We start from the raw sequence: 26,906 nt of genomic DNA on the forward strand, positions 1-26,906 counted from the left end.
TAAAATGTTTAACCAATAAAAATTTTGATTATGAAGGTAAATGTTCAGGCAGTTAACTTTACTGTTGACAGAAAACTAGTGGATTTCGTTCAAGAAAGATTGGACAGATTAGAAAAATATTACGATAGAATAGTATCGGCAGATGTTTTTTTGAAAGTAGAAAAGACGAGTGAAAAAGAAAATAAATTTGTCGAAATCAAAATTAATGTTCCTGGGGATGATTTTTTGGTAAAGAAACATTGCAAGACTTTCGAAGAAGCGGTGGAGCTTTCTGCGGAATCTTTGGAGCGTTTGTTGGTAAAAAGGAAAGAAAAAATAAGAGATCATATTTAATATCAAAATTTTTTAAAAAAATGTTTTGATTGAGAGATAAAATTTCTACATTTGCAGTCCGTTAGAAATAGCGGACTTTTTTTATTGATATTGCCAGCGTAGCTCAGTTGGCTAGAGCAGCTGATTTGTAATCAGCAGGTCGTGGGTTCGAGTCCCTCCGCCGGCTCAAAAGGCGAAAGTTTTAATAGAAAAAGTTGGGGAGATACTCAAGCGGCCAACGAGGGCAGACTGTAAATCTGCTGTGTGAACTTCGCAGGTTCGAATCCTGCTCTCCCCACAAGAATTAATTTTAGATTGCGGATTTTGGTTATAGATTAAAAGAATCTAAAATCTAAACTCTCAAATCAAGGATTCTGCCGACTTAGCTCAGAGGTAGAGTGCTTCCTTGGTAAGGAAGAGGTCACGGGTTCAATTCCCGTAGTTGGCTCAAGTAAGTAGGAAATTGAAATAAATATATAAACTAGATTAAAAATTAAGTAAAATGGCAAAAGAAACCTTTAACCGTTCGAAACCACACTTAAATATTGGTACGATCGGACACGTAGATCACGGTAAAACTACTTTAACAGCAGCAATCACAAAAGTGTTATCTGATGCTGGTTACTGTCAAGCAAAATCATTTGATCAAATTGATAATGCTCCAGAAGAAAAAGAAAGAGGTATTACAATTAATACATCACACGTTGAGTATGAAACTGCTAACCGTCACTACGCACACGTTGACTGTCCTGGTCACGCGGATTACGTAAAAAACATGGTTACTGGTGCTGCTCAAATGGACGGTGCTATCCTTGTTGTAGCTGCTACAGACGGACCAATGCCTCAAACACGTGAGCACATCCTTTTAGGTCGCCAGGTTGGTATTCCTAGAATGGTAGTTTTCATGAACAAAGTGGATATGGTTGATGATGCTGAGTTGTTGGAACTTGTTGAAATGGAAATCAGAGACTTATTGTCTTTCTATGAGTATGATGGTGACAACTGTCCAGTTATTCAAGGTTCAGCTTTAGGTGGATTGAATAATGATCCAGCTTGGGTTCCTAAAATTCTTGAATTGATGGAAGCTGTTGATAGTTGGATTGAAGAGCCAGTACGTGATACTGACAAACCATTCTTGATGCCGGTTGAGGATGTATTTACAATTACTGGTCGTGGAACTGTTGCTACAGGTCGTATCGAAACTGGTATTGCCAATACAGGAGATGCTGTTGAAATCATTGGTATGGGAGCTGAAAAATTGACTTCTACTATTACAGGAGTTGAGATGTTCCGTAAAATCCTTGATAGAGGTGAAGCTGGAGATAACGTAGGTTTGTTGTTGAGAGGTATTGATAAAGAATCTATCAAAAGAGGAATGGTTATCATTAAGCCAGGATCAGTAAAACCACACGCTACTTTCAAAGCAGAGGTTTATATCTTGAAAAAAGAAGAAGGTGGACGTCATACTCCATTCCACAATAACTACCGTCCACAGTTCTACGTACGTACAACTGACGTAACAGGGGTTATTACATTACCAGAAGGTGTTGAGATGGTTATGCCAGGAGACAACTTAACTATTAATGTAGCTTTGTTAAGCCCAATTGCAATGAATGTTGGATTACGTTTTGCTATCCGTGAAGGTGGTAGAACTGTAGGTGCAGGTCAGGTAACTGAGATTGTAGCTTAATTTATAATACTAATTATTAGCCAGTAACACCCTCAAGGTGTTACTGGTTTTTATTAACGAACGGGCGTAGTTCAAGGGTAGAATAGCGGTCTCCAAAACCGTTGATGGGGGTTCGAATCCCTCCGCCCGTGCAAATAAAATAAATCATAATGACAAAAGTTGTTAATTATATATCAGAAGCATTTGAAGAATTAAGATCAAATGTTACTTGGCCGGAATGGGCTGAAGTACAACGTTTAACTATTGTTGTTGCTGTTTTCTCCGTATTGTTTGCTTTGGCAACTTGGGGAGTGGATGAAATGTTTGCAAATTTATTAGAGAAATTTTTCACCTGGATAAAAGCGTAATTTTTTTGTTATGACAGATAATAATTTAAAAAAATGGTACGTCGTTCGAGCAGTAAGCGGACAGGAAAATAAAGTGAAAGCTTACATCGAAACCGAAATCGCCAGATTGGGAATGGGTGATTATGTTTCCCAGGTTTTGGTTCCTACTGAAAAAATAGTTACTGTAAAAGATGGAAAGAAACTAGCTAAAGATAAAGTTTATTTTCCGGGTTATGTAATGATTGAAGCTAATCTGATTGGTGAAATTCCTCATATTATCAAGTCTATAACAAGTGTAATCGGATTTTTAGGTGAAACTAAAGGTGGTGAGCCTGTTCCATTAAGACTTTCTGAAGTTAACAGGATGTTGGGTAAAGTAGATGAATTGGCGGTGAATACCGATACTCGTTCAGTGCCGTTTAATTTGGGCGAAACGATCAAGGTTATTGACGGACCTTTCAATGGTTTCAATGGAACTGTTGAAAAAATTAATGAAGAAAAGCGTAAACTGGAAGTAATGGTGAAAATTTTCGGAAGAAAAACACCATTGGAATTAGGGTTTATGCAAGTTGAAAAAGTATAATTTTTGTTACATATATAATAAGTCACATTTTCGCTTCCATGTTAATGTGTTAAATTTTTTAAAAAATGGCTAAAGAGATTAGTAAAGTAGTTAAACTACAAGTTAAGGGAGGTGCTGCGAACCCGTCGCCACCGGTTGGACCTGCTTTAGGTGCTGCTGGTGTTAATATCATGGAGTTCTGTAAGCAATTTAATGCTAGAACCCAAGATAAACCAGGTAAAGTTTGCCCAGTGCAAATTACAGTGTATAAAGACAAATCTTTCGATTTTGTTGTAAAAACACCACCTGCTGCTGTTCAATTAATGGATGCAGCAAAGCTTAAATCTGGTTCAGGAGAACCAAATCGTAAGAAAGTAGCTAGCGTTACTTGGGATGTTATCAAAACAATCGCGGAAGACAAGATGGTTGATTTAAATGCATTCACAATCGAGTCTGCTATGAGCATGATCGCAGGAACGGCTAGATCTATGGGTATAACTGTAACTGGAGATTCTCCTCTAAAACAAGCTTAAGACATGGCAAAATTGACAAAAAAGCAAAAAGAGGCTGCTTCAAAAATTGAAAAGAACAAACTATACTCTTTGAAAGATGCTTCAGCATTAATCAAAGTTATAGCTTCTGCAAAATTTGATGAGTCTGTTGATATCGCAGTACGTTTGGGTGTAGATCCAAGAAAAGCGAATCAAATGGTGAGAGGTGTGGTAACATTGCCTCATGGAACTGGTAAAGATGTAAAAGTATTGGCATTGGTTACTCCAGACAAAGAAGCGGAAGCTAAAGAAGCTGGTGCAGACTATGTAGGTCTTGACGAATATTTACAAAAAATTAAAGACGGTTGGACAGATGTTGACGTGATCATCACTATGCCGGCTGTTATGGGTAAATTAGGTCCATTAGGTCGTATTTTAGGACCTAGAGGTTTAATGCCAAACCCTAAAACAGGTACTGTAACCATGGATGTTGCAAAAGCTGTTGCAGAGGTTAAAGCTGGTAAAATTGACTTCAAAGTTGATAAAACTGGTATCGTGCACGCAGGAATTGGTAAAGTTTCTTTTGGAGCTGAACAAATCTTCGACAACGCACACGAAATTATTCAAACATTAATCAAACTTAAACCAACTGCTGCTAAAGGTACATACATCAAAGGTATTCACCTTACAAGCACAATGAGTCCAGCAATTGCTTTGGATCCTAAAGCAGTATAATTGGTAGTTAAAAATTTTTAGTATGACTAGAGAAGAAAAATCAATCGCGATTGAAGATTTAACTGCACAGTTAGCTGGTACAAATATCATTTATGTATCTGATATTTCTGGATTAAATGCAGAAACAACTTCAAACTTGAGAAGAGCTTGTTTCAAAGCAGGTATTAAATTAGAAGTTGTCAAGAATACTTTGCTTGCAAAAGCAATGGAAGCTTCAGCTAATGATTATGGAGACTTGCCTTCTGTATTAACAGGAAACAGTGCTATCTTTATTTCAGACATTGCAAATGCACCTGGAAAAATAATCAAAGATTTCAGAAAAAAATCTGATAAGCCAGTTTTAAAAGGAGCTTACATCAATTCTGAAATTTACATTGGAGACAATCAATTAGATGCCTTGGCAACTATTAAATCTAAAGAAGAGCTTATCGGCGAAATCATTGGATTATTGCAATCTCCAGCACAAAGAGTTATTTCTGCTTTACAAAACCAATTCGCTGGTAGCGAAGAGGCTGAGGCATAATTCTCAATGCAGGAAATTAGTTTTTCTTGCTGCTTAATTAGCGCACAATAAATAAATTATATTTTACAAATCATTTTAAAACGATAGAAAAAATGGCAGATTTGAAACAATTCGCAGAACAATTAGTTGGCTTGACAGTAAAAGAAGTTAACGAATTAGCAACAATATTAAAAGATGAGTACGGAATCGAACCAGCTGCTGCAGCTGTGGTAGTTTCAGGTGGTGGAGAAGCTGCTGCTGAAGAAGTACAAACAGAATTTACAGTTGTATTGAAAGAAGCTGGTGCTTCTAAATTGGCAGTTGTAAAATTAGTAAAAGAACTTACAGGTTTAGGTTTGAAAGAAGCTAAAGATGTAGTTGATAGCGCACCTGCTAATGTAAAAGAAGGTGTTTCTAAAGAAGAAGCAGAAGGTTTGAAAAAATCTTTGGAAGAAGCTGGAGCAGTAGTTGAATTAAAATAATTCAATTCGCTTTAGAGAATTAGGTTTAGGTCTTGGATGCATATCCAAAGACCTAAACCCTTTTTCGTATAATTAAATTATACTCTAAAAGTTATCTTAAAGAGTCTTAAATACGAAATAGCTTTTAGTCAATACGAAGAAAAAAATTTACAGATACTGGTTTATTTTTAAGATGTATTGATCATAAAAGAAAGTATACGTTACACAGTGTATTCACACAAAAAATTACTTTTTTTTAATCAAAATTTTGTCAATTGATGATATCAAATCAAACTGAAAGATTGAATTTTGCCTCAACAAAAAACATACCACAGTATCCAGATTTTTTGGATGTTCAGGTAAAATCGTTTAAAGATTTTTTTCAATTAGAAACTAAATCTGACGAAAGAGGCGACGAAGGCTTATACAATACCTTCATGGAAAACTTTCCAATCACGGATACAAGAAACAACTTTGTATTGGAATTCCTGGATTATTTTGTAGATCCACCACGTTACACCATTCAAGAATGTATTGAGAGAGGTCTTACCTATAGTGTGCCTTTAAAAGCAAGGTTAAAACTATATTGTACAGATCCAGAGCACGAAGATTTTGAAACTATTGTTCAGGATGTTTATCTTGGTACAATTCCTTACATGACTCCTAGTGGTACTTTTGTAATCAATGGCGCCGAGCGTGTTGTTGTTTCTCAATTGCACCGTTCTCCTGGGGTTTTCTTTGGACAATCTTTCCATGCCAATGGAACAAAATTGTATTCTGCCAGAGTAATTCCTTTCAAAGGATCTTGGATAGAATTTTCAACCGATATCAATAGCGTAATGTACGCTTATATCGACAGAAAGAAAAAATTACCTGTAACCACTTTATTCCGTGCCATTGGGTTCGAAAGAGACAAGGATATCTTGGAGATTTTCGACTTAGCAGAGGAAATTAAAGTTTCTAAAACAGGACTTAAAAAATATATAGGTAGAAAATTAGCCGCTCGTGTTTTGAACACTTGGCATGAAGATTTCGTGGATGAAGATACCGGCGAAGTTGTTTCTATCGAACGTAACGAAATTATCCTTGACAGAGATACCATTATCGACAAAGATAATGTGGAAGAAATTATCGATTCTAACGTTAAATCTATTTTGTTGCACAAGGAAGACAATAATGCAGTAGATTATTCCATCATCCACAACACGCTACAAAAAGATCCAACCAATTCTGAAAAAGAAGCCGTTGAGCACATCTACAGACAATTGCGTAATGCAGAACCGCCTGATGAAGAAACTGCTCGTGGTATTATAGATAAATTGTTCTTCTCTGACCAACGTTACAACTTAGGTGAAGTAGGTCGTTATAGAATAAACAAAAAATTGGGTCTTGATACTCCAATGGAAAAGCAAGTGCTTACCAAAGAAGATATCATTACCATTGTGAAGTATTTGATCGAATTAATCAATGCGAAAGCAGATATTGATGATATCGATCACTTGTCAAACCGTCGTGTTAGAACTGTTGGTGAGCAATTGTCTCAGCAATTTGGTGTTGGTTTGGCTCGTATGGCAAGAACCATTCGTGAGAGAATGAACGTTAGGGATAACGAGGTGTTTACACCAATAGATTTGATTAATGCTAAAACATTATCGTCTGTTATCAACTCTTTCTTTGGAACAAACCAGTTGTCCCAGTTTATGGATCAAACGAATCCATTGGCCGAGATTACGCACAAAAGAAGATTATCTGCACTTGGACCAGGTGGACTTTCGAGAGAGAGAGCTGGATTTGAGGTTCGTGACGTTCACTATACGCACTACGGACGTTTATGTCCAATTGAAACTCCAGAGGGACCAAACATTGGTTTGATTTCATCTCTTGGTGTTTATGCTAAAGTTAACGGAATGGGTTTCATCGAAACGCCTTACCGTAAAGTAACTAAAGGAGTGGTAGATTTAGAATCTACTCCAGTTTACTTAAGCGCAGAAGAAGAAGAAGGAATGATGATTTCTCAGGCAAACATTGAAATGGATGCTACAGGAAAAATCCTTGCCGACAACGTAATTGCCCGTCAAGAAGGTGATTTCCCTGTAATTGATCCATCACAAGTTGATTATGCTGACGTTGCTCCAAACCAAATTGCTTCAATTTCTGCTTCATTGATTCCTTTCTTGGAACATGATGATGCGAATAGAGCGTTGATGGGATCTAACATGATGCGTCAGGCTGTACCATTGTTGCGCCCTGAAGCACCTATTGTTGGAACAGGATTGGAGCGTCAAGTAGCTTCAGATTCCAGAGTATTGATTAATGCTGAAGGACCTGGAACTGTAGAATACGTAGATGCAAATATCATCACCATCAAATACGATCGTTCTGAAGAAGAAAGAATGGTAAGTTTTGAAGAAGATGAGAAAACATACAATCTAATTAAATTTAGAAAAACCAATCAAAGTACAAGTATCAACTTGAAACCTATCGTAAGAAAAGGAGACAGAGTAGTTCTTGGACAAGTATTATCTGAAGGATATGCTACCCAAAATGGAGAATTAGCTTTGGGTCGTAACCTAAAAGTTGCATTTATGCCATGGAAAGGATACAACTTCGAGGATGCGATCGTGATTTCTGAAAAAGTGGTTCGTGACGATATTTTTACCTCTATCCACGTTGATGATTATTCATTGGAAGTTAGAGATACTAAATTAGGTAACGAAGAATTAACGAATGATATTCCAAACGTTTCTGAAGAAGCCACTAAAGATTTAGATGAAAATGGTATGATCAGAATTGGTGCCGAGGTTAAACCTGGTGACATTCTTATCGGAAAAATCACGCCAAAAGGGGAATCAGATCCTACTCCGGAAGAGAAATTGCTTCGTGCAATCTTCGGGGACAAAGCAGGTGACGTGAAAGATGCTTCATTGAAAGCTTCTCCATCTTTGCACGGTGTTGTGTTGGACAAAAAATTGTTCGCAAGAGCAGTAAAAGATAAACGCAAACGTACCCAAGATAAAGATGCTTTAGGCGCTTTGGAAATGGAATTCGAAGTTAAATTTGTTGAATTGAAAGACAAATTAATCGAGAAACTTTTCTTGATCGTTAATGGTAAAACATCTCAAGGTGTAATGAATGATTTGGGTGAAGAAGTATTGCCAAAAGGTAAAAAATACACTCAAAAAATGCTTTATGCAGTTGAAGATTTTGCCCACTTGAGCAAAGGTCAATGGGTTGCCGATGATGCAACTAATACTATGGTGAATGATTTGATTCACAACTATAAAATTAAGTTGAACGATTTGCAAGGTGCATTGCGTAGAGAAAAATTCACGATTACTGTTGGTGATGAATTGCCATCAGGAATTTTGAAATTGGCTAAAGTATATGTTGCCAAAAAACGTAAACTGAAAGTTGGGGATAAAATGGCGGGACGTCACGGTAACAAAGGTATTGTTGCTCGTATTGTTCGCCACGAAGACATGCCTTTCTTGGAAGACGGAACACCGGTTGATATCGTGTTGAACCCACTTGGGGTACCTTCACGTATGAACATTGGTCAAATTTATGAAACGGTTTTAGGTTGGGCTGGAATGAACTTGGGTAGAAAATTTGCTACTCCAATTTTTGATGGTGCTTCTCTTGACCAAATCAATGAATTGACTGACGAAGCTGGAATTCCACGTTTTGGACATACACACCTTTACGATGGAGGAACTGGAGAACGTTTCCACCAAGCAGCAACAGTTGGAGTAATCTATATGTTGAAATTGGGTCACATGGTTGACGATAAAATGCACGCACGTTCAATAGGACCATACTCATTGATAACGCAACAACCATTGGGTGGTAAAGCCCAATTTGGAGGTCAGCGTTTTGGAGAGATGGAGGTTTGGGCACTTGAAGCTTATGGAGCGTCAAGTACACTTCGTGAAATATTGACCGTTAAATCTGATGATGTTATTGGTAGAGCCAAAACTTACGAAGCAATCGTTAAGGGAGAGTCTATGCCGGAACCAGGATTGCCTGAATCATTCAATGTATTGATGCATGAATTGAAAGGTCTTGGACTTGACATTCGTTTAGAAGAATAAATAAATTTCAGTAGTCAGTCTCGATTTTCGGGGCTGATTGCTCATTTATAAGAGTTTTTAGGATTTATACCCGTAATCCGTTCCGATTTTTTATATAGACTATATAATTAGCACTTCAAAATTTAGTTGAAGTTTAGAGAAGTAATCCGAGGTAGTAAAGAAACAGCAGTGCTGCATATTTACAAAATCAATTTTTAATTGCAAATAAATCAATAGTAAAAACTATGATGAATAATAGAAATAATAATAAAGACAAGAATCCTGTAAAAAGATTCAACAAAATTTCGATTGGACTAGCTTCTCCTGAATCTATCTTGAAAGAATCAAGAGGTGAAGTATTGAAGCCGGAAACTATCAACTATAGAACTCACAAACCAGAGCGTGACGGACTTTTCTGCGAAAGAATCTTCGGACCAGTAAAAGATTTCGAATGTGCTTGTGGTAAATATAAAAGAATTCGCTACAAAGGAATCATTTGTGACCGTTGTGGTGTTGAAGTTACCGAGAAAAAAGTACGTAGAGACAGAGTTGGACACATCAACCTTGTTGTGCCAATTGCCCACATCTGGTATTTCCGTTCTCTTCCAAACAAAATTGGTTACATATTAGGTCTTCCGTCCAAGAAATTAGACATGATTATCTATTATGAAAGATATGTTGTAATTCAAGCTGGTATTGCCAAGACTCCGGAAGGAGAATCGGTACAAAGATTGGATTTCTTGACAGAAGAAGAGTATTTGAATATTTTGGATACCCTTCCTGCAGACAACCAATATTTAGATGATTTTGATCCTAATAAATTTGTTGCCAAAATGGGAGCAGAGTGTATCATGGATTTATTGGCTCGTATTGACTTGGACGCTTTGTCTTATGAATTACGTCACTCTGCCAACAATGAAACGTCTAAACAACGTAAAACTGAAGCATTAAAAAGATTACAAGTTGTTGAATCGTTCCGTGAGTCTAACTTGAACCGCGAAAATCGTCCAGAATGGATGATTATGAAAGTAGTTCCAGTTATTCCACCAGAATTGCGTCCATTGGTGCCGCTTGATGGAGGTCGTTTCGCAACTTCAGATTTGAATGATTTATACCGTCGTGTTATCATCCGTAACAATCGTTTGAAAAGATTGATGGAGATCAAAGCTCCAGAAGTTATCTTGAGAAACGAAAAACGTATGTTGCAGGAATCAGTGGATTCACTTTTCGATAATACTCGTAAAGCATCTGCGGTTAAAACAGAATCAAACCGTCCGTTGAAATCACTTTCGGATTCCCTTAAAGGAAAACAAGGTCGTTTCCGTCAAAACTTGCTTGGAAAACGTGTGGATTATTCTGCTCGTTCGGTAATTGTTGTTGGACCAGAATTGAAATTGTTCGAATGTGGTATCCCTAAAGATATGGCTGCCGAATTGTACAAACCTTTCGTTATCCGTAAATTGATAGAAAGAGGAATTGTAAAAACAGTTAAATCGGCCAAAAAAATAATTGACAAAAAAGAGCCTGTAGTTTGGGACATCCTTGAAAATGTAATCAAAGGACACCCAATAATGCTGAATCGTGCTCCTACTTTGCACAGATTGGGTATCCAAGCATTCCAGCCAAAATTAATTGAAGGAAAAGCAATCCAATTGCACCCTTTAGTTTGTACGGCGTTTAACGCGGATTTTGATGGGGATCAGATGGCGGTTCACTTGCCGTTGGGGCCAGAAGCTATTTTGGAAGCACAATTGTTGATGTTGGCTTCTCACAATATCTTGAATCCTGCCAATGGTGCTCCGATTACGGTACCTTCTCAAGACATGGTATTGGGTCTATATTATATGACCAAAGAGCGTTTGTCAACTCCAGACCATAAAATCTTGGGTGAAGGCTTAACTTTTTATTCTGCGGAAGAAGTAAATATTGCCTTGAATGAAGGTCAATTGGAATTGAATGCTAGAGTAAAAATTCGTGCAAAAGATTTCAATGAAGCTGGAGAATTGGTGTATCAAATTATCCAAACAACAGCTGGTCGTATCTTGTTTAACGAAGTAGTTCCAGAAGCTGCGGGTTACATCAATGACGTATTGACCAAGAAAAACTTGAGAGACATTATCGGACACGTTTTAAGCGTGACCAATGTTCCTACAACGGCTGCCTTCTTGGACAACATGAAAGATATGGGGTATAAATTTGCCTTCAAAGGTGGATTGTCATTCTCATTGGGAGATATTAGAATCCCGGATCAAAAACCAAAATTAATTGCAGATGCCAGAGAGCAAGTTGAAGGTATTTCTGCGAATTATAATATGGGTCTTATTACCAATAACGAACGTTACAACCAAGTTATTGACGTATGGACTTCAACAAATGCACAGCTTACAGAGGCAGCAATGAAAAACATTAGAGAAGACCAACAAGGTTTCAACTCGGTGTACATGATGCTTGATTCTGGAGCGAGGGGTTCCAAAGAACAGATTCGTCAGTTAACTGGTATGCGTGGTTTGATGGCTAAGCCTAAAAAATCGACTGCCGGTGGTGGTGAAATTATTGAAAACCCGATTCTTTCCAACTTTAAGGAAGGTCTTTCGATTCTTGAGTACTTTATCTCTACTCACGGTGCTCGTAAAGGTCTTGCGGATACCGCTTTGAAAACGGCCGATGCGGGTTACTTGACAAGAAGATTGCATGACGTTTCTCAAGATGTAATTGTGAACACGGTAGATTGTGGTACTTTAAGAGGTGTTGAAGTTTCAGCATTGAAAAAGAACGAAGAAATCGTGGAATCTTTGGGAGAAAGAATATTGGGACGTGTTGCGTTGCAAGATGTCATCAATCCTTTGACAAACGAAGTTATCATCGCGGCTGGTGAGCAAATTACCGAAGCCTACATGAGAGCAATCGAGGCTTCTCCAATTGAAAAATTAGAGGTTCGTTCTCCATTGACTTGTGAAGCCACAAAAGGTATTTGTGCTAAATGTTACGGTAGAAACTTGGCAACAGGCAAGATGACTCAAAAAGGAGAAGCAGTTGGTGTAATTGCCGCTCAATCTATTGGAGAGCCAGGAACACAGTTGACACTTCGTACTTTCCACGTTGGAGGGGTTGCGGGTGGTATTTCTGAAGAGTCTAGCATCATTACAAGATTTAATGGTAAACTAGAAATCGAAGATTTAAAAACTGTTAAAGGTGAAGATGGAGAAGGTAATGCAGTTGATATTGTAGTATCTCGTTCTACGGAATTGAAATTAATTGACGAAAAAACAGGAATCCTGTTAAGTACAAACAACATTCCTTACGGTTCAAGCATCTTTGTTAAAGACGGTGAATCAGTAACAAAAGGAACCGTGATTTGTAAATGGGATCCATATAATGGAGTTATTGTTTCGGAATTTACAGGTAAAATTGCTTACGAAGATTTAGAGCAAGGACAATCATTCATGGTTGAAATTGATGAGCAAACCGGTTTCCAAGAAAAAGTAATTTCAGAGTCTAGAGCCAAAAAATTAATTCCAACTTTATTGGTTTACGGTAAAGACGGTGAATTGATACGTTCTTATAACTTACCAGTTGGAGCCCACTTGATGGTTGACAATGGCGAGAAAATTAAAGCAGGTAAAGTATTGGTTAAAATTCCACGTCGTTCTTCCAAATCAGGAGATATCACGGGAGGTTTACCAAGAATTACCGAGTTGCTTGAAGCTCGTAACCCTTCAAATCCAGCCGTGGTTTCCGAAATCGATGGTGTGGTTTCTTTTGGAAAAATCAAAAGAGGTAACCGTGAGATTGTTATCGAATCTAAGTTTGGTGAGGTTAAGAAATACTTGGTAAAACTTTCCAGCCAAATCTTGGTACAAGAAAATGACTTCGTGAGAGCGGGTGTGCCATTGTCTGATGGTGCCATCACTCCGGAAGATATTTTGAGAATTCAAGGACCAGCTGCTGTTCAACAGTACTTGGTAAATGAAATTCAAGAAGTATACCGTTTGCAAGGGGTAAAAATAAACGACAAACACTTTGAAGTAGTAATACGTCAAATGATGCGTAAAGTAAGAGTACAAGATCCAGGTGACACTTTATTCTTGGAAGATCAATTGATTCATACCAAAGATTTCATCGTTGAAAACGATAAATTGTACGGAATGAAAGTGGTTGAAGATGCTGGAGATTCAAGTAACTTGAAACCAGGACAGATTATTTCTCCTCGTGAATTGCGTGATGAAAATTCATTATTGAAACGTACGGATAAAAATCTTGTTGTGGCTCGTGATGTTATCACGGCAACGGCAACTCCTGTATTGCAAGGTATCACGAGAGCGTCGCTTCAAACTAAATCGTTCATCTCTGCTGCGTCATTCCAGGAAACTACCAAAGTATTGAACGAAGCTGCCGTGGCAGGTAAAATCGATTATTTGGAAGGATTGAAAGAAAATGTAATTGTAGGTCATAGAATTCCTGCCGGAACCGGTATGAGAGAATATGATAACACGATTGTAGGTTCGAATGAAGATTACCACGAAATGATGGCTAATAAAGAGGAATACATATACTAGGTTATGAATAACTCAAAACAACAAGAACAAATCAACATCGAGTTGGATGAAAAAACGGCTGAAGGAATCTATTCCAATTTAGCCATAATCAATCATTCCTCTTCTGAATTTGTGTTGGATTTTGTAAGCATAATGCCTGGTATTCCAAAGGCTAAAGTGAAATCGAGAATTGTCTTGACGCCGCAACATGCCAAGAGGCTGTTAAGGGCCATTGGGGAAAATATTCACCGTTTTGAAATCGCCCATGGCGAAATAAAAGACACCGAACAACCTCCAATACCGTTGAATTTTGGTCCTCCGGGACAAGCATAATTATAGAAAAAGGCTCCAGAAATGGAGCCTTTTTTTGGGTTAAATAGTTTCTTGTGATTTATTTATCAGTTTGTTATGGTCAAATGGTGGTGCTTTCCTGTTCCTGTCCTGTTTCTTGTGAATGGATTATTTTATCCGTATGAATCAGTTGAATTTGTGCTTTAAACGAGTATTGTGGTGATTCATCGAAAATATTTTCCATTAAAAAACGATTCGTTTAGTTTTGACCCCAGATAAGAGATACATTATGTCTCTAGATAAAAATAAACGAAATGAATAATTTTTCTAAACAAGGCGGGAACAAAATCAAGGGTACTATCTTTATGGTGTTGCTTTTTGTTTTGATGTCAAACGTTGCTGTTTTTGGTCAAACTACAGAGGAAAATAATAATGTTCAAACCGCAACAATAGAAAACAATGAAATTGTAAATAACAATATTGAAATCAATACAATAAAACAAGAAGCTGCTTCTGATGCTTCCAACATGAATTTTGTACTTTGGTTTATGGGTTCAAAACAAAGTCCAAATGCAAACGTTGTGCCAGCCGGGACAACTGCAAAAAAACAATTCATGACTTCTGGTACTGCGCCTAATCGTTTGTTGATTAAAGCTTTCTTGAAAAAAGCAGTAAACTTCGAAAGTGCCGTCGTTTAAAGCTCTAAAATAGATATACAAAAAACGCCAATTAAAAAATTGGCGTTTTTTTGTTTAAAGATTTTTAAATTAAATCTTGATAAGACTTATGTTATTCAAACTCCGAAGTAAAAAACAATTTTACGTTTGGATATTTGTTTTGTGTCATTTGTATCGTAAAATCCGAATCGGCCAGGAATACCAATTGGCCGTATTTGTCGTGAGCCAAGAATTTTTGTTTGATTCTCCTGAATTCCTTGAACTCCTCACTTTTTATATCATTTGGTTTAACCCAACAGGCTTTGTGAACAGGGAAATTTTCATAAGTACATTTGGCGCCATATTCGTGTTCCAAACGGTATTGGATTACCTCGTATTGAAGTGCTCCCACGGTTCCAATAATTTTTCGGTTATTCATTTCCAGGGTAAACAACTGCGCAACTCCTTCGTCCATCAATTGGTCAATCCCTTTGTCCAATTGTTTGGCTTTCATAGGGTCGGCATTGTTGATGTATCTGAAATGTTCCGGAGAAAAACTCGGAATTCCTTTGAAACTCATCACTTCTCCTTCGGTTAGGGTGTCTCCAATCTTGAAATTCCCCGTATCGTGCAAGCCTACAATGTCACCGGGGTACGATATGTCCACGATTTCTTTTTTCTCTGCGAAAAATGCGTTTGGGCTGGAAAATTTTAAATTCTTTTTTTGGCGAACGTGAAGATAGGGTTTGTTTCTTTCGAAAGTTCCGGAAACAATTTTGATGAAGGCCAAACGGTCTCTGTGTTTTGGATCCATGTTGGCGTGGATTTTAAAGACAAATCCCGACATTTTTTCTTCTTTTGGATCAACCAATCTCGTTTCGGAATCTTTTGGTCTTGGCGATGGTGCAATTTCGACAAAACAATCCAAGAGTTCGCGAACTCCAAAATTATTCAATGCCGATCCAAAAAACACGGGTTGCAATTTCCCGTCCAAATAGTCTTGACGGTCAAATTTCGGATAAACTTCGTCAATCAATTCCAGTTCTTCCCTTAATTTATAAGCGGGTTTCTCGCCAATAATTTTCTCTAATTCAGGATTTTTAACATCCGAAAAAGCGATAGTTTCTTCGATATTCTTTCTGCTGTCTCCGCTAAATAAGTTGATGTTTTCTTCCCAAAGATTGTAAATTCCTTGAAAATCATATCCCATTCCAATCGGGAAACTCAAAGGAGTAACCGTTAGTCCCAGTTTTTGTTCCACTTCGTCCATCAAGTCGAAAGCATCTTTTCCTTCACGATCCAATTTATTGATAAAAACAATGATGGGGATATTTCTCAGTCGGCACACTGCAACCAGTTTCTCGGTTTGTTCCTCGACCCCTTTGGCCACGTCGATAACCACAATCACGCTGTCCACTGCGGTCAAGGTCCTGAAAGTGTCCTCGGCGAAATCCTTGTGTCCTGGCGTGTCGAGAATATTTATTTTTTTGTCTTGATAATTAAATGCCAAAACCGAGGTCGAAACCGAAATTCCTCTTTGGCGTTCAATTTCCATAAAGTCACTCGTTGCACCTTTCTTGATCTTGTTGTTTTTTACCGCACCGGCTTCCTGAATGGCGCCTCCAAAAAGGAGCAGCTTTTCTGTCAATGTAGTTTTTCCGGCATCGGGATGCGAAATAATCCCAAAAGTTCTTCTTCGCTGTATTTCTTCTAAAAAGCCCATATTTTTATAAATAGTTTGCAAAAGTACTATTTATAAATGCCAATTGAAAAAAATTGTAACATCTATGATGGAAAGTCACGGTTTTAAAGTTGGTTAAAAGTTTTTTTGATTCTTTGAGACACATCCAAAAGAGTAATGTGGCAAGAATGTAGTTCTGTTGCCTTAGGAGGGTTAGTCAGAATTATTGATTAATATGCGTAATTATATGCTTATCATAAAGTTACACTATTCATACACTATCCATACACTATCCATACACTATGTCCCGTCCTAAAATAACTATGACCCGTCCTAAAATAACTATACAGGTTATTAAATAAATCCTGCTTTAGCTATACAAATATAATTATTAATCCTAAACTTACTATACGCCTGCTTTTTCATAGTTAAATTATAGGCTTCTTGCACTAGCCTGAAATTACAGTCTCCACTTCTTTTTGCCGAGGGAATTGAATTGTTTCGTAATTTTACTTTGTTTAAATGAAACTTATCTGACAAATGTGTATTTTTGTTTATAATATGGCAAGTTTTGAAGAGCCCCTGTCAAATAAAGCCAATTGAGATTGTATCACACAAGGCTTCATTGGTATTTTACAATTAAAAATGTTGCACTGATTTTATATCTTTGAATTATGAATACAACTACAAAACCAAAACACATTGGGCGTAATATTAGCCGAATCAGGGAACTAAGAGGAATGAAGCAAGAAGCATTGGCAATTGCTATGGGAGTGAGTCAACAATCTGTTTCTAATATGGAAAATAGTGAGAGCTTAGACGACGATAAAATATTGGAAGTAGCAAAAGCACTTGGGGTCACATCAGAAGCTGTAAAGAATTTTTCTGAGGAAGCAGTCATTAATTATTTTAATTTTTATGATAATAGCTCGAGCCAAGGTAATAACATTGGGGCTTTTGGTACAACTAATTATACGTTTAATCCCTTAGATAAACTTGTTGAAGCTTATGAAGAAAACAAAAAACTTTATGAACGTTTAGTTCAATCCGAAAAAGAAAAAGTCGAATATTTAGAGAAGCTATTGAAAAAATAGAAATCCTAAATTTTATGTATAGTTTGAAGTGACGTTTCCCGACTGTTCTGTCCTAAATAACTTGAAGATATGGTCGTAGTTTACATTGTTTGTACTGGAGCCAAAAAGATAGACAGCGTTGTTTTACAGCTTTTAAATGGAATTGAAAAAGCAATTTCGGTTGGAGAGGCAAGGGTAAGTAAATCTTGTTTTTTTAGACTTTTTTTGTCAAAAACGAAAAATAGGAAATGGATTTTGTCGAAATTGTATTTTATTGGTCTAACGGTTTTGTTTTTAACAAATTATAACGTTTTCGTTAATAAGATTCATCTTTTTTATTAAATCCATATTATAGGATATAATATCTTTGTATGGCAAAAAAAATATTTCAAAATTTAAAATTAAAAGTAATGAGTATTATTATCAAAATTCACGCAAGACAAATTTTCGATTCAAGAGGAAATCCTACAATAGAGGTAGATGTAGTTACAGAAAGTGGTGTTTTAGGAAGAGCGGCAGTTCCATCTGGAGCTTCAACAGGTAAATTCGAAGCAGTAGAATTACGTGACGGAGGAAAAGCTTTCTTGGGAAAAGGTGTTTTAAAAGCGGTTGAAAATGTAAATACTAAAATTGCTGAAGAATTATTGGGAATTTCAGTTTTTGAACAAAACTTGATTGACCAAACCATGATTGATTTAGACGGTACACACAATAAATCAGTGCTGGGTGCAAATGCCATTCTTGGTGTTTCTCTTGCTGTTGCAAAAGCGGCCGCAAACGAATTGGGATTGCCTTTGTATCGTTATGTTGGAGGAGTTTCTGCCAATACGTTGCCAGTTCCAATGATGAATATCATCAACGGAGGGTCTCACTCTGATGCGCCTATCGCATTCCAGGAATTCATGATTTTCCCTGTAAAAGCAACTTCTTTTACACAAGCCATGCAAATGGGAACCGAGATTTTCCACAATCTTAAAAAAGTGTTGCACGACAGAGGTTTGAGTACCGCTGTGGGGGACGAAGGAGGTTTTGCCCCGAACTTGGCCGGTGGAACTGAAGATGCTTTGGATACCATCAAATTGGCAGTTGAAAAAGCAGGTTATTCTTTTGGAGATGAAATCATGATTGCTTTGGATTGTGCTGCATCCGAATTCTATGAAAACGGAAAATACGATTATTCTAAATTTGAAGGAGCTACCGGAAAAATCAGGACTTCTGAAGAGCAAGTGGACTATTTGGCTGGATTAGCCGCTAAATATCCAATTATTTCCATTGAAGACGGTATGGACGAAAACGACTGGGATGGATGGAAATTGTTGACAGAAAAAATTGGAGACAAAGTACAATTGGTTGGAGACGATTTGTTCGTGACTAATGTGGAACGTTTGTCTACTGGAATTGAAAAAGGAATTGCCAATTCAATTCTTGTAAAAGTAAACCAAATTGGAACTTTGACAGAAACAATTGCTGCGGTAAACATGGCTAAAAATGCAGGATATACTTCAGTAATGTCTCACCGTTCTGGTGAAACTGAAGATAATACAATTGCAGATTTGGCGGTTGCTTTGAACTGTGGACAGATAAAAACAGGTTCAGCTTCACGTTCTGATCGTATGGCAAAATACAACCAGTTGATACGAATTGAAGAAGAATTAGGGAATACCGCTTATTTTCCCGGAAAAAATGCATTTAAAATAAAATAAGCATACGAATTTTGTTAAAAAGCCATTTACCTCAAGTAAATGGCTTTTTTTGTGTGTTTTAACAATTTCGTTGCGAAATTCATTTTTTAATTCAGTTGAAAATGCCTAGATTTGGAGAATTATTTTATAATGATTTATTTCCAAAAACACTATGTCAAAAACAGCAACACTAGAGATTGAAGGCAAGAAATACGAGTTACCAATATTCATTGGAACCGAAAATGAAATGTCTATAGATATTAGCAAATTACGTGATTTATCAGGGGCAATCACGTTAGATCAAGGATATAAAAACACGGGAGCTTGCAAGAGCGAAATTACTTTTCTTGATGGAGAAGAGGGGATTTTGCATTATAGAGGGTATTCCATTGAAGAATTGGCAGATAAAGCTGGTTTTCTTGAAGTATGTTATTTGTTGATTTTTGGAGAATTGCCTACTGTGGCACAATTAGAAGAGTTTGAAAGTCATATCAGGAGATATACCTTGGTTAACGAGGAAATGAAAAGCATCATTGATGGGTTTCCAAGAACGGCACATCCTATGGGAGTTTTGTCTGCCTTGACAAGTGCCTTGATTGCTTTTAATCCTAAAGCCGTAAATCCAGACAATGAAGACGAATTGTATGAAGCGGTTTGTAAACTTATGGGGAAATTCCTTGTAATTGCCTCTTGGACGTATAGAAAAAGTTTAGGTTTTCCATTGAATTATTATGACAATACTATAGGATATGTTGAAAACTTCATGCAGTTGATGTTTAAATTACCTACTGAACCTTATAAAGCAAATCCAGTAATCGTGGAAGCCTTGGATAAATTGTTTATTCTGCATGCCGATCACGAACAAAACTGTTCCACTTCAACAGTGAGAATGGTAGGTTCATCCCACGCTGGTTTATTTGCTTCAGTTTCTGCAGGAATTTCAGCTCTTTGGGGACCATTGCACGGTGGAGCAAACCAGGCTGTTCTTGAAATGTTGGAAGAAATTCAAGCAAATGGTGGAGATGCCGACAAATATTTAGCGAAAGCGAAAGATAAAAATGATCCTTTTAGATTGATGGGCTTTGGACACCGCGTTTACAAAAATTTCGATCCAAGAGCCAGAATCATTAAAAAAGCGGCTGACGAAGTATTGAGTACATTAGGTGTAAATGATCCAATTTTGGAAATTGCAAAAAAACTGGAACAAGCAGCATTGAAAGACGAGTATTTTGTTTCCAGAAAATTATATCCAAATGTTGATTTCTATTCTGGAATTATATACAGGGCGTTGGGAATCCCTACCGACATGTTTACCGTAATGTTTGCCATAGGCAGGTTGCCGGGTTGGATTGCACAATGGAAAGAAATGAGACTCAACAAAGAGCCTATCGGAAGACCAAGACAGGTTTATACCGGTTCTCCTTTGAGATCGTTCAAGGAATTTGATAAACGATAAATTTCAATAAAATAGCCTCGCAATATGCGGGGCTTTTTTTATCTTTGGCACACGAGCATAGCGAACTGACGAAGTAAAAGCCAAAGCATAAAAATGTTGAAAATAAACATCAATAATGAAACGTCCAGACTTCGAACCGTTGTTCTGGGATTGGCAACCAGCAATGGGCCGACTCCAAAGGTTGAGGATGCCTATGACCCAAAATCATTGGAACATATCTTGGCGGGAACTTATCCCATAGAGGCGGATATGGTATTGGAAATGGAAGGGTTCAACCAGGTTTTGGAGAAATATGGCGTGACTGTTTTTCGTCCAAAATTAATTGAAAATTACAACCAGATATTTGTGAGGGATATTGGATTCGTGATTGGAGATATTTTTATCAAATCCAATATTTTGCCGGACAGGGAAGGAGAATTGGATGCCATTCAGTACGTGATGGATCAAATTAATCCCAAAAAAGTTGTCCGTCCTCCAAAAGAGGTGCATATAGAAGGAGGAGACGTGGTGCTTTGGAACGATTATATTTTTATTGGAACCTATAAAGGAAGTGACTACAAGGATTATATTACCGCAAGAACAAACAAGGAAGGGGTTCAATTCATCAAGGATTTATTTCCCGATAAAAAAGTCAAGGAATTTGATTTGATAAAATCTAAAATTGAAGCACGAGACAATGCTTTGCACTTGGATTGTTGTTTTCAGCCCGTTGGCAAAAACAAGGGAATAATTTACAAAAGAGGTTTTCGTGAAGAGGGAGATTATCAGTTTCTAGTGAATCTTTTTGGGGTAGCAAACCTTTTTCACGTGACCAGGGAAGAAATGTATGATATGAATTCCAATGTTTTTTCCATTGATACCCAGATTGTGGTTTCAGAAAAAAAATTTTACAGACTCAATAATTGGTTGAGAGCCAATGGTTTTTTAGTGGAGGAAATCCCGTATGCAGAAATTGCCAAACAAGAAGGGTTGTTGCGATGTTCCACATTGCCATTAATTAGAGAATAATTTGTTTTCGGTTTTTTGTTCCAACTGACATAAACCATAAATAATAAACCACAAGAGAAATGAATCAAACCACCAATTCCGTCCTAATGATCCGTCCCGTGGCATTCCGAATGAATGAACAAACGGTCGTAAACAATTATTACCAAAAAGTGCTGGACAATTTATTGCCGGCAGCCGTGAATGCCAAGGCGCAGGAAGAGTTTGATGCTTTTGTCAAAAAGTTGCGAGCCGTTGGCGTCAATGTTGTTGTTGTTGACGATACCGCCAATCCAGATACGCCGGACAGTATTTTTCCGAATAACTGGATTTCCTTCCACGAAAATGGCGACGTGGTTTTATATCCCATGTTTGCCGAAAACCGTCGTGAAGAGCGTCGTGAAGACGTTTTGGACATTCTGGAAGACCAAGGTTTTGTCATCAACGAAATCATGGATTATACTTCGGCCGAAGAAGATGGTTTTTATCTTGAAGGTACTGGCAGCGTAGTTTTGGACAGGGAAAACGGCAAAGCCTATTGTGCCTTGTCTCCTCGTGCCGACGAAGAATTATTCATAGAATTCTGTGAAGATTTTGAATTTAGTCCCGTGCTGTTTGAAGCTTTTCAAACGGTGGACGGAGAGAGAAAATTGATTTATCACACAAACGTGATGTTGTGTATTGGAGATACTTTTGCCGTGATTTGTTCTGAAAGCATCGATGACAAGAAAGAACGGAAAATGGTTTTGGATAGTTTGCGAAGCGACGGGAAAGAGATTATTCTGATTACCGAAGCCCAAGCCAGCAGTTTTGCAGGCAATATGCTTGAAGTTCGCGGAACAGACGATAGGAGGTATTTGGTGATGAGTACTTCAGCCTATCAAAGCCTGACCAAAAAGCAAATCGCCCAACTCGAAGAACATCTGACTATTTTGAGTTCCAGCCTGGATACCATCGAAGCCTGTGGTGGAGGAAGTGCCCGATGCATGATGGCTGAGGTTTTCTTGCCAACGGAGGAGTAATTGTAATGAAAAAAATATAATAATTTGCGAGATTAAATTTACTTGAAGTTTTTTATAAATAAATTGCCGCAGATTGCTTCGCCTATTCGCTAGTGCTCGGGTCGCAGATTATAAAATTTTAAATCTGCGAATCTGCGGCAATTTTTAATGTTATTTTAGATTTACTGTATCTGGTACGAACTTGTAGTTTTCGAGTTTGTTGTGCTATAGTTTTTTGTACTTTTGTCCAATGAAAAATAAAAAAACATTGGTTCTCGGCGCCAGCGCGAAACCAGATAGATATGCTTACCTGGCCATAACGCAACTTGTTGAAAAAGGGCATTCTGTTTTGGCTATTGGCCAGAATGCAGGCGAAGTAGCAGGAGTGAAAATCCAGACCAAAGCCATTCCCCTCAAAAATATAGACACGGTTACCTTGTATTTAAATCCAACACGCCAACGTGATTATTACAATTACATCGTTGAAGCGAAACCCAAGCGCGTTATTTTTAACCCTGGAACCGACAACCCGGAATTCCGTCAATTATTGGAATTGAACAATATAAAGGTGGAAGTGGCTTGTACCCTGGTGTTATTGTCCATAAACCAGTACTAGTCTTTTTTCTGGACTATTAAAGTCTTCAAATTTTAAAAACAAAGCGGACATCTTCGACGGTATTTGTCGTTCAAGCAAGAGCGGTTTTTGGTGTCGTAATCAGTAAAAGTTTAATGGAATAAAAGGATGTATTTGTCCGTTTCAGGGCAGAATATTTTTTGTTAAAAAGACTAAATGAGGAAAGCCGTAAAGGAATGGATATTCTTGGTTGTACTTTTGCACTCTTTTTAAATAAATCAGGATTTACTTAGTCTTGTTAAATAGATGTAAATTGTTAAATAGAACATTTTCAGTGTTTTGTATGGAGGTGTTTGGTTCGATATTGTTTAATTGTTAACTTTTGTATTATTTTTTGTAAGTATGTTGAAATTAGGCTTTCATAACTAAGGGTTCTTAGCTATATTTGCAAACGAAATTTTTTATTGTTTTTCAACCGCTAAATGTGGGTTGGAATGGCGAAGCCGTAGGGAATTTGGTAAGTTGATTTTGATGTTTTATCGAATTACAAGGAAGGATTTTAGGTAATATTTTGGTTGAGTTCAGATAAAAACTCAATTCATAAAATTTAAATTATAAGAATAGGATGAATAAAAATACCAAGATTTATATTGCTGGTCACAACGGTATGGTGGGTTCTGCCATATGGCGAACACTTTCGGCCAAAGGATATACCAATTTGATGGGAGCATCAAGTGCTACATTGGATTTAAGGAATCAACAAGCGGTAAAAGAATATTTTGCCCAAGAAAAGCCGGAAGTGGTTATTGATGCAGCGGCTAGAGTAGGAGGGATTTTGGCTAACAATGATTATCCCTATCAATTTATTATGGAAAATATGCTCATCCAGAATAATCTAATTGATTCGGCTTTACAGGCAGGAATCGAGAAGTTTATTTTTTTGGGCAGTTCTTGTATTTATCCAAAATTGGCTTCCCAACCCCTGAAAGAAGAATATTTGCTTACGGGCGATTTGGAACCCACCAATGAATGGTATGCCATCGCCAAGATTACGGGGGTTAAAACCTGTCAAGCCATTCGCAAGCAATTTGGGAAGGACTACGTGAGTTTGATGCCGACCAATTTATATGGCACACACGATAATTTTGATTTGAACACTTCGCATGTATTGCCAGCCATGATACGAAAGTTTCACCTCGCAAAGGAAAACAATCATGCTCCGGTAACACTTTGGGGAAGTGGAACTCCTATGAGAGAATTTCTTTTTGTGGACGATATGGCCGAAGGAGTAGTTTTTGCTTTGGAAAACAAGCTTCCCGATTATTTATACAATGTAGGTACGGGAGAAGACTTGACCATCAAACAATTGGCCGAAACCATCCAAAAGATCACTGGACATCAGGGCGAAATTATTTGGGATTCCACCAAACCGGATGGAACGCCAAGAAAATTAATGGATGTGTCCAAAATGCATGAATTAGGTTGGAAACACAAAGTGGATTTGGAAGAAGGAATCCAGAAAACTTACAATTGGTTTTTAGAACACGTAAAGGAAATTAAGGAAGTTAAGATGTAATTGATTTTCTCTTTATCATATAATATACAAAGAAACAGTATGAGTACAAAACAAAAAGTAGCCCTTGTAACGGGAATCACAGGTCAAGACGGGTCTTATTTGGCTGAATTATTATTGGAAAAAGGCTATCAAGTTCATGGGGTAAAAAGAAGGGCCTCCTCTTTCAATACCCAACGAATTGATCATATTTATCAAGACCAACACGAGAATCATGTTAATTTTAAATTGCATTATGGCGATTTGACCGATTCTACCAATATCATTCGAATCATCCAGGAAGTACAACCCGATGAAATATACAATCTTGGGGCAATGTCTCACGTAAAAGTTTCTTTTGATTCTCCCGAATATGTGGCCAATGTGGATGGAATAGGCACTTTAAGAATATTGGAGGCCGTGCGAATTCTTGGTCTTGAAAAGAAAACCAGAATTTATCAAGCCTCTACTTCAGAATTGTATGGAGGTTTGGCAGAAAATAAAAATGCGGCAGGATTTTACGACGAGAATTCTCCGTTCTATCCTCGTTCTCCTTATGGTGTTGCCAAAATATATGGTTTTTGGATTACGAAAAACTACCGTGAAGCTTATGACATATACGCTTGCAACGGAATCTTGTTCAACCACGAATCGCCGAGAAGAGGAGAAACCTTTGTTACCCGTAAAATTACCATGGCTACCGCAGCCATTGCTTTGGGTAAACAAGATTGTTTGTATTTGGGAAACTTGAACTCGCAAAGAGACTGGGGACACGCCAAAGATTATGTGGAAGCCATGTGGAGAATCTTGCAGCAAGATGTTGCCGAAGACTATGTTATTGCCACCGGAGTAACCACTTATATTCGTGATTTTGTGCGTTATTCTTTTGCTGAAGCAGGCATTGAACTGGCCTTCGAAGGAGAAAATGAAAATGAAATTGCCAAAATAACAGCCTGCAATAATCCTGAATACCAATTGCCAATAGGCCAAGTTGTTGTACGAGTAGATCCACAATATTACCGACCTACCGAAGTTGATTTGTTGATTGGGGATCCAAGTAAATCTAAAAAATTGGGTTGGAAACCCCAATATGATCTTGCTGGATTGGTAAAAGAAATGGTGGCCAGTGATTTAGAAATTTTGAAAAGACTTAGATAAGGACATCGAATCTACTTTGAATTATTTTGAGTAGGTAATCATTATTCAATCAATATGTTCACTATAAATTTAAAAAATGATACCCGTTTTATATGTGCTTCCGAAGACACTATTTTAATAGGTGCCCAAAAAGAGAATTTAACACTTGATTACAGTTGTAAAACGGGTCGTTGCCAATCTTGCAAGGCAAAAGTTGTCAAGGGGACATCGTTAGCCATTGTTGAGGAAACAGGACTCAGTGAGCAAGACAAAACGGAAGGATACATCCTGACTTGTGTACGAACTCCAACATCGGATTTAACACTCCATATTGAAGATTTGAGTTCTTATTCACTGGAGAAAGTGAAAACCATTCCGTCCAAGATTGATTTTATTTCCAAGATTTCCTCCAACGTTATAGAGTTACATCTACGAATTCCGCCAAATGCATCATTCAACTATTTATCTGGCCAATATATAAATATCATCAAGGGCGACTACAAAAGGAGCTATTCCATTGCCAATACAAGTTCAGCCTCTAATTTAGTTTTTTTTATCAAGAATTATGGAGGAGGCAGGTTTAGCAACTATTTGTTTAATGAAGCCAAAATCAATGATTTATTGCGAATTGAAGGGCCGATAGGTACTTTTTTTTACAGGAAAACCCCTAAAACGAATATTGTTTTTTTTGCAACTGGAACAGGCATAGCTCCTGTCAAGGCAATATTGGAACAAATGAATGAAAGTCACAGTGACTTGATTGACAAAAATATTTATTTGTTTTTTGGCGGCAGGAACGAAGAAGACTTGTTTTGGAAGCCAGATTTTAAAAACATAAAGGTCAATTTTATTCCTGTTTTGAGTAGAGGTAATGCCGATTGGAATGGTGAGAAAGGTTATGTACAAGATATTGTTCTTGCCAAAAAAATTGATTTATCAGATACTGTTTTGTATGCTTGTGGTTCGGAAAACATGATTAAAGATTCAAGAGTATTAACAATAGAAAACGGATTATCGGAAGATGCATTTTATTCTGATGCATTTATTAGTAGTTAATAAATAAAAGTTTATGAAATGAGCATAACCAATAATTGGTGGCAAACACCAATGATGATTTTCGAATTACATATGACCT

At 37.4% G+C, this 26,906-nt stretch carries 23 protein-coding genes and 4 tRNA genes; 25 read left to right on the plus strand and 2 right to left on the minus strand.

All coding sequences use genetic code 11. The annotated features are described in order from the left end of the window. Positions 1 to 30 precede the first annotated feature (30 nt). The 15 genes from hpf (at position 31) to BUC16_RS08340 (ending at position 14,017) form a co-directional block, all read left to right on the plus strand. Positions 31 to 333, plus strand: a complete 303-nt coding sequence (hpf, locus tag BUC16_RS08270; RefSeq protein WP_073369715.1) for a ribosome hibernation-promoting factor, HPF/YfiA family — start codon at positions 31 to 33, stop codon at positions 331 to 333. A 92-nt stretch (positions 334 to 425) separates the two neighbouring features. After that, positions 426 to 499 (plus strand) — tRNA-Thr (locus BUC16_RS08275). Between the two features lie 30 nt (positions 500 to 529). Beyond that, positions 530 to 610, plus strand: a tRNA-Tyr gene (locus BUC16_RS08280). 78 nt (positions 611 to 688) lie between these two features. After that, positions 689 to 760, plus strand: a tRNA-Thr gene (locus BUC16_RS08285). Positions 761 to 814: 54 nt separating this feature from the next. Then, on the plus strand, positions 815 to 2,002 hold the full coding sequence (gene tuf, locus BUC16_RS08290) for an elongation factor Tu (protein ID WP_073369717.1): 1,188 nt from the start codon (positions 815 to 817) through the stop codon (positions 2,000 to 2,002). A gap of 60 nt (positions 2,003 to 2,062) precedes the next feature. Next, positions 2,063 to 2,133: transfer RNA gene (locus tag BUC16_RS08295), tRNA-Trp, on the plus strand. 18 nt (positions 2,134 to 2,151) lie between these two features. Further along, the gene (gene secE, locus BUC16_RS08300; RefSeq protein ID WP_073369718.1) at positions 2,152 to 2,349 is read left to right on the plus strand and encodes a preprotein translocase subunit SecE; all 198 of its coding nucleotides are present in this window, start codon (positions 2,152 to 2,154) and stop codon (positions 2,347 to 2,349) included. Positions 2,350 to 2,359: 10 nt separating this feature from the next. After that, the gene (nusG, locus tag BUC16_RS08305; RefSeq protein ID WP_073369720.1) at positions 2,360 to 2,911 is read left to right on the plus strand and encodes a transcription termination/antitermination protein NusG; all 552 of its coding nucleotides are present in this window, start codon (positions 2,360 to 2,362) and stop codon (positions 2,909 to 2,911) included. A gap of 65 nt (positions 2,912 to 2,976) precedes the next feature. After that, positions 2,977 to 3,423: a 50S ribosomal protein L11 gene (gene rplK, locus BUC16_RS08310; RefSeq protein WP_073369722.1), complete on the plus strand. Its 447-nt coding sequence runs from the start codon at positions 2,977 to 2,979 to the stop codon at positions 3,421 to 3,423. Positions 3,424 to 3,426: 3 nt separating this feature from the next. After that, a complete protein-coding gene (gene rplA, locus BUC16_RS08315; protein WP_073369723.1) occupies positions 3,427 to 4,116 on the plus strand; it encodes a 50S ribosomal protein L1 in 690 nt (229 codons plus the stop codon). A 22-nt stretch (positions 4,117 to 4,138) separates the two neighbouring features. Beyond that, a complete protein-coding gene (gene rplJ, locus BUC16_RS08320; RefSeq protein ID WP_073369725.1) occupies positions 4,139 to 4,639 on the plus strand; it encodes a 50S ribosomal protein L10 in 501 nt (166 codons plus the stop codon). A 92-nt stretch (positions 4,640 to 4,731) separates the two neighbouring features. Next, the gene (gene rplL, locus BUC16_RS08325) at positions 4,732 to 5,100 is read left to right on the plus strand and encodes a 50S ribosomal protein L7/L12 (protein ID WP_073369727.1); all 369 of its coding nucleotides are present in this window, start codon (positions 4,732 to 4,734) and stop codon (positions 5,098 to 5,100) included. Between the two features lie 257 nt (positions 5,101 to 5,357). After that, positions 5,358 to 9,170 (plus strand): DNA-directed RNA polymerase subunit beta, encoded by a 3,813-nt coding sequence (rpoB, locus tag BUC16_RS08330; protein ID WP_073369728.1) that lies wholly within the window; start codon positions 5,358 to 5,360, stop codon positions 9,168 to 9,170. 224 nt (positions 9,171 to 9,394) lie between these two features. Next, a complete protein-coding gene (gene rpoC / locus BUC16_RS08335) occupies positions 9,395 to 13,705 on the plus strand; it encodes a DNA-directed RNA polymerase subunit beta' (protein WP_073369730.1) in 4,311 nt (1,436 codons plus the stop codon). 3 nt (positions 13,706 to 13,708) lie between these two features. Next, positions 13,709 to 14,017, plus strand: a complete 309-nt coding sequence (locus tag BUC16_RS08340) for a DUF3467 domain-containing protein (RefSeq protein WP_073369731.1) — start codon at positions 13,709 to 13,711, stop codon at positions 14,015 to 14,017. 79 nt (positions 14,018 to 14,096) lie between these two features. Here the strand turns inward: BUC16_RS08340 and BUC16_RS17935 are convergent, their stop codons facing one another. Next, entirely contained in the window at positions 14,097 to 14,219 is a 123-nt protein-coding gene (locus BUC16_RS17935; RefSeq protein ID WP_262987418.1) for a hypothetical protein, read from the minus strand. 70 nt (positions 14,220 to 14,289) lie between these two features. Here BUC16_RS17935 and BUC16_RS08345 point away from each other — a divergent pair, with 70 nt between their 5' ends. Then, positions 14,290 to 14,673, plus strand: a complete 384-nt coding sequence (locus tag BUC16_RS08345; RefSeq protein WP_073369733.1) for a hypothetical protein — start codon at positions 14,290 to 14,292, stop codon at positions 14,671 to 14,673. A gap of 91 nt (positions 14,674 to 14,764) precedes the next feature. Here BUC16_RS08345 and BUC16_RS08350 read toward each other — a convergent pair whose 3' ends face one another. Next, positions 14,765 to 16,354: a peptide chain release factor 3 gene (locus tag BUC16_RS08350; RefSeq protein WP_073369735.1), complete on the minus strand. Its 1,590-nt coding sequence runs from the start codon at positions 16,352 to 16,354 to the stop codon at positions 14,765 to 14,767. Between the two features lie 632 nt (positions 16,355 to 16,986). Here BUC16_RS08350 and BUC16_RS08355 point away from each other — a divergent pair. The 9 genes from BUC16_RS08355 (at position 16,987) to BUC16_RS08400 (ending at position 26,827) form a co-directional block, all read left to right on the plus strand. After that, positions 16,987 to 17,406: a helix-turn-helix domain-containing protein gene (locus tag BUC16_RS08355; RefSeq protein ID WP_073369736.1), complete on the plus strand. Its 420-nt coding sequence runs from the start codon at positions 16,987 to 16,989 to the stop codon at positions 17,404 to 17,406. Between the two features lie 389 nt (positions 17,407 to 17,795). After that, complete coding sequence (eno, locus tag BUC16_RS08365) at positions 17,796 to 19,088, plus strand: phosphopyruvate hydratase (protein WP_073370217.1); 1,293 nt, start codon at positions 17,796 to 17,798, stop codon at positions 19,086 to 19,088. 151 nt (positions 19,089 to 19,239) lie between these two features. After that, positions 19,240 to 20,523, plus strand: coding sequence for a citrate synthase (locus tag BUC16_RS08370; protein ID WP_073369740.1), 1,284 nt, complete (start codon positions 19,240 to 19,242; stop codon positions 20,521 to 20,523). A 93-nt stretch (positions 20,524 to 20,616) separates the two neighbouring features. Further along, a complete protein-coding gene (locus BUC16_RS08375) occupies positions 20,617 to 21,531 on the plus strand; it encodes a dimethylarginine dimethylaminohydrolase family protein (protein ID WP_073369741.1) in 915 nt (304 codons plus the stop codon). A 59-nt stretch (positions 21,532 to 21,590) separates the two neighbouring features. After that, positions 21,591 to 22,529 carry a citrulline utilization hydrolase CtlX gene (ctlX, locus tag BUC16_RS08380; RefSeq protein WP_073369743.1) on the plus strand — a complete coding sequence of 313 codons (939 nt, stop codon included), beginning with the start codon at positions 21,591 to 21,593 and terminating at the stop codon, positions 22,527 to 22,529. 229 nt (positions 22,530 to 22,758) lie between these two features. Continuing rightward, positions 22,759 to 23,124 carry a CoA-binding protein gene (locus tag BUC16_RS08385; RefSeq protein WP_073369745.1) on the plus strand — a complete coding sequence of 122 codons (366 nt, stop codon included), beginning with the start codon at positions 22,759 to 22,761 and terminating at the stop codon, positions 23,122 to 23,124. Positions 23,125 to 23,707: 583 nt separating this feature from the next. Then, complete coding sequence (locus BUC16_RS08390; RefSeq protein ID WP_073369747.1) at positions 23,708 to 24,658, plus strand: GDP-L-fucose synthase family protein; 951 nt, start codon at positions 23,708 to 23,710, stop codon at positions 24,656 to 24,658. Between the two features lie 39 nt (positions 24,659 to 24,697). Continuing rightward, a complete protein-coding gene (gene gmd / locus BUC16_RS08395) occupies positions 24,698 to 25,792 on the plus strand; it encodes a GDP-mannose 4,6-dehydratase (RefSeq protein ID WP_073369749.1) in 1,095 nt (364 codons plus the stop codon). A 54-nt stretch (positions 25,793 to 25,846) separates the two neighbouring features. Next, positions 25,847 to 26,827, plus strand: coding sequence for an FAD-binding oxidoreductase (locus BUC16_RS08400; RefSeq protein WP_073369751.1), 981 nt, complete (start codon positions 25,847 to 25,849; stop codon positions 26,825 to 26,827). Positions 26,828 to 26,906: the final 79 nt, after the last annotated feature.

The organism is Flavobacterium fluvii (assembly GCF_900129545.1).
In the GTDB taxonomy this organism is placed as follows: domain Bacteria; phylum Bacteroidota; class Bacteroidia; order Flavobacteriales; family Flavobacteriaceae; genus Flavobacterium; species Flavobacterium fluvii.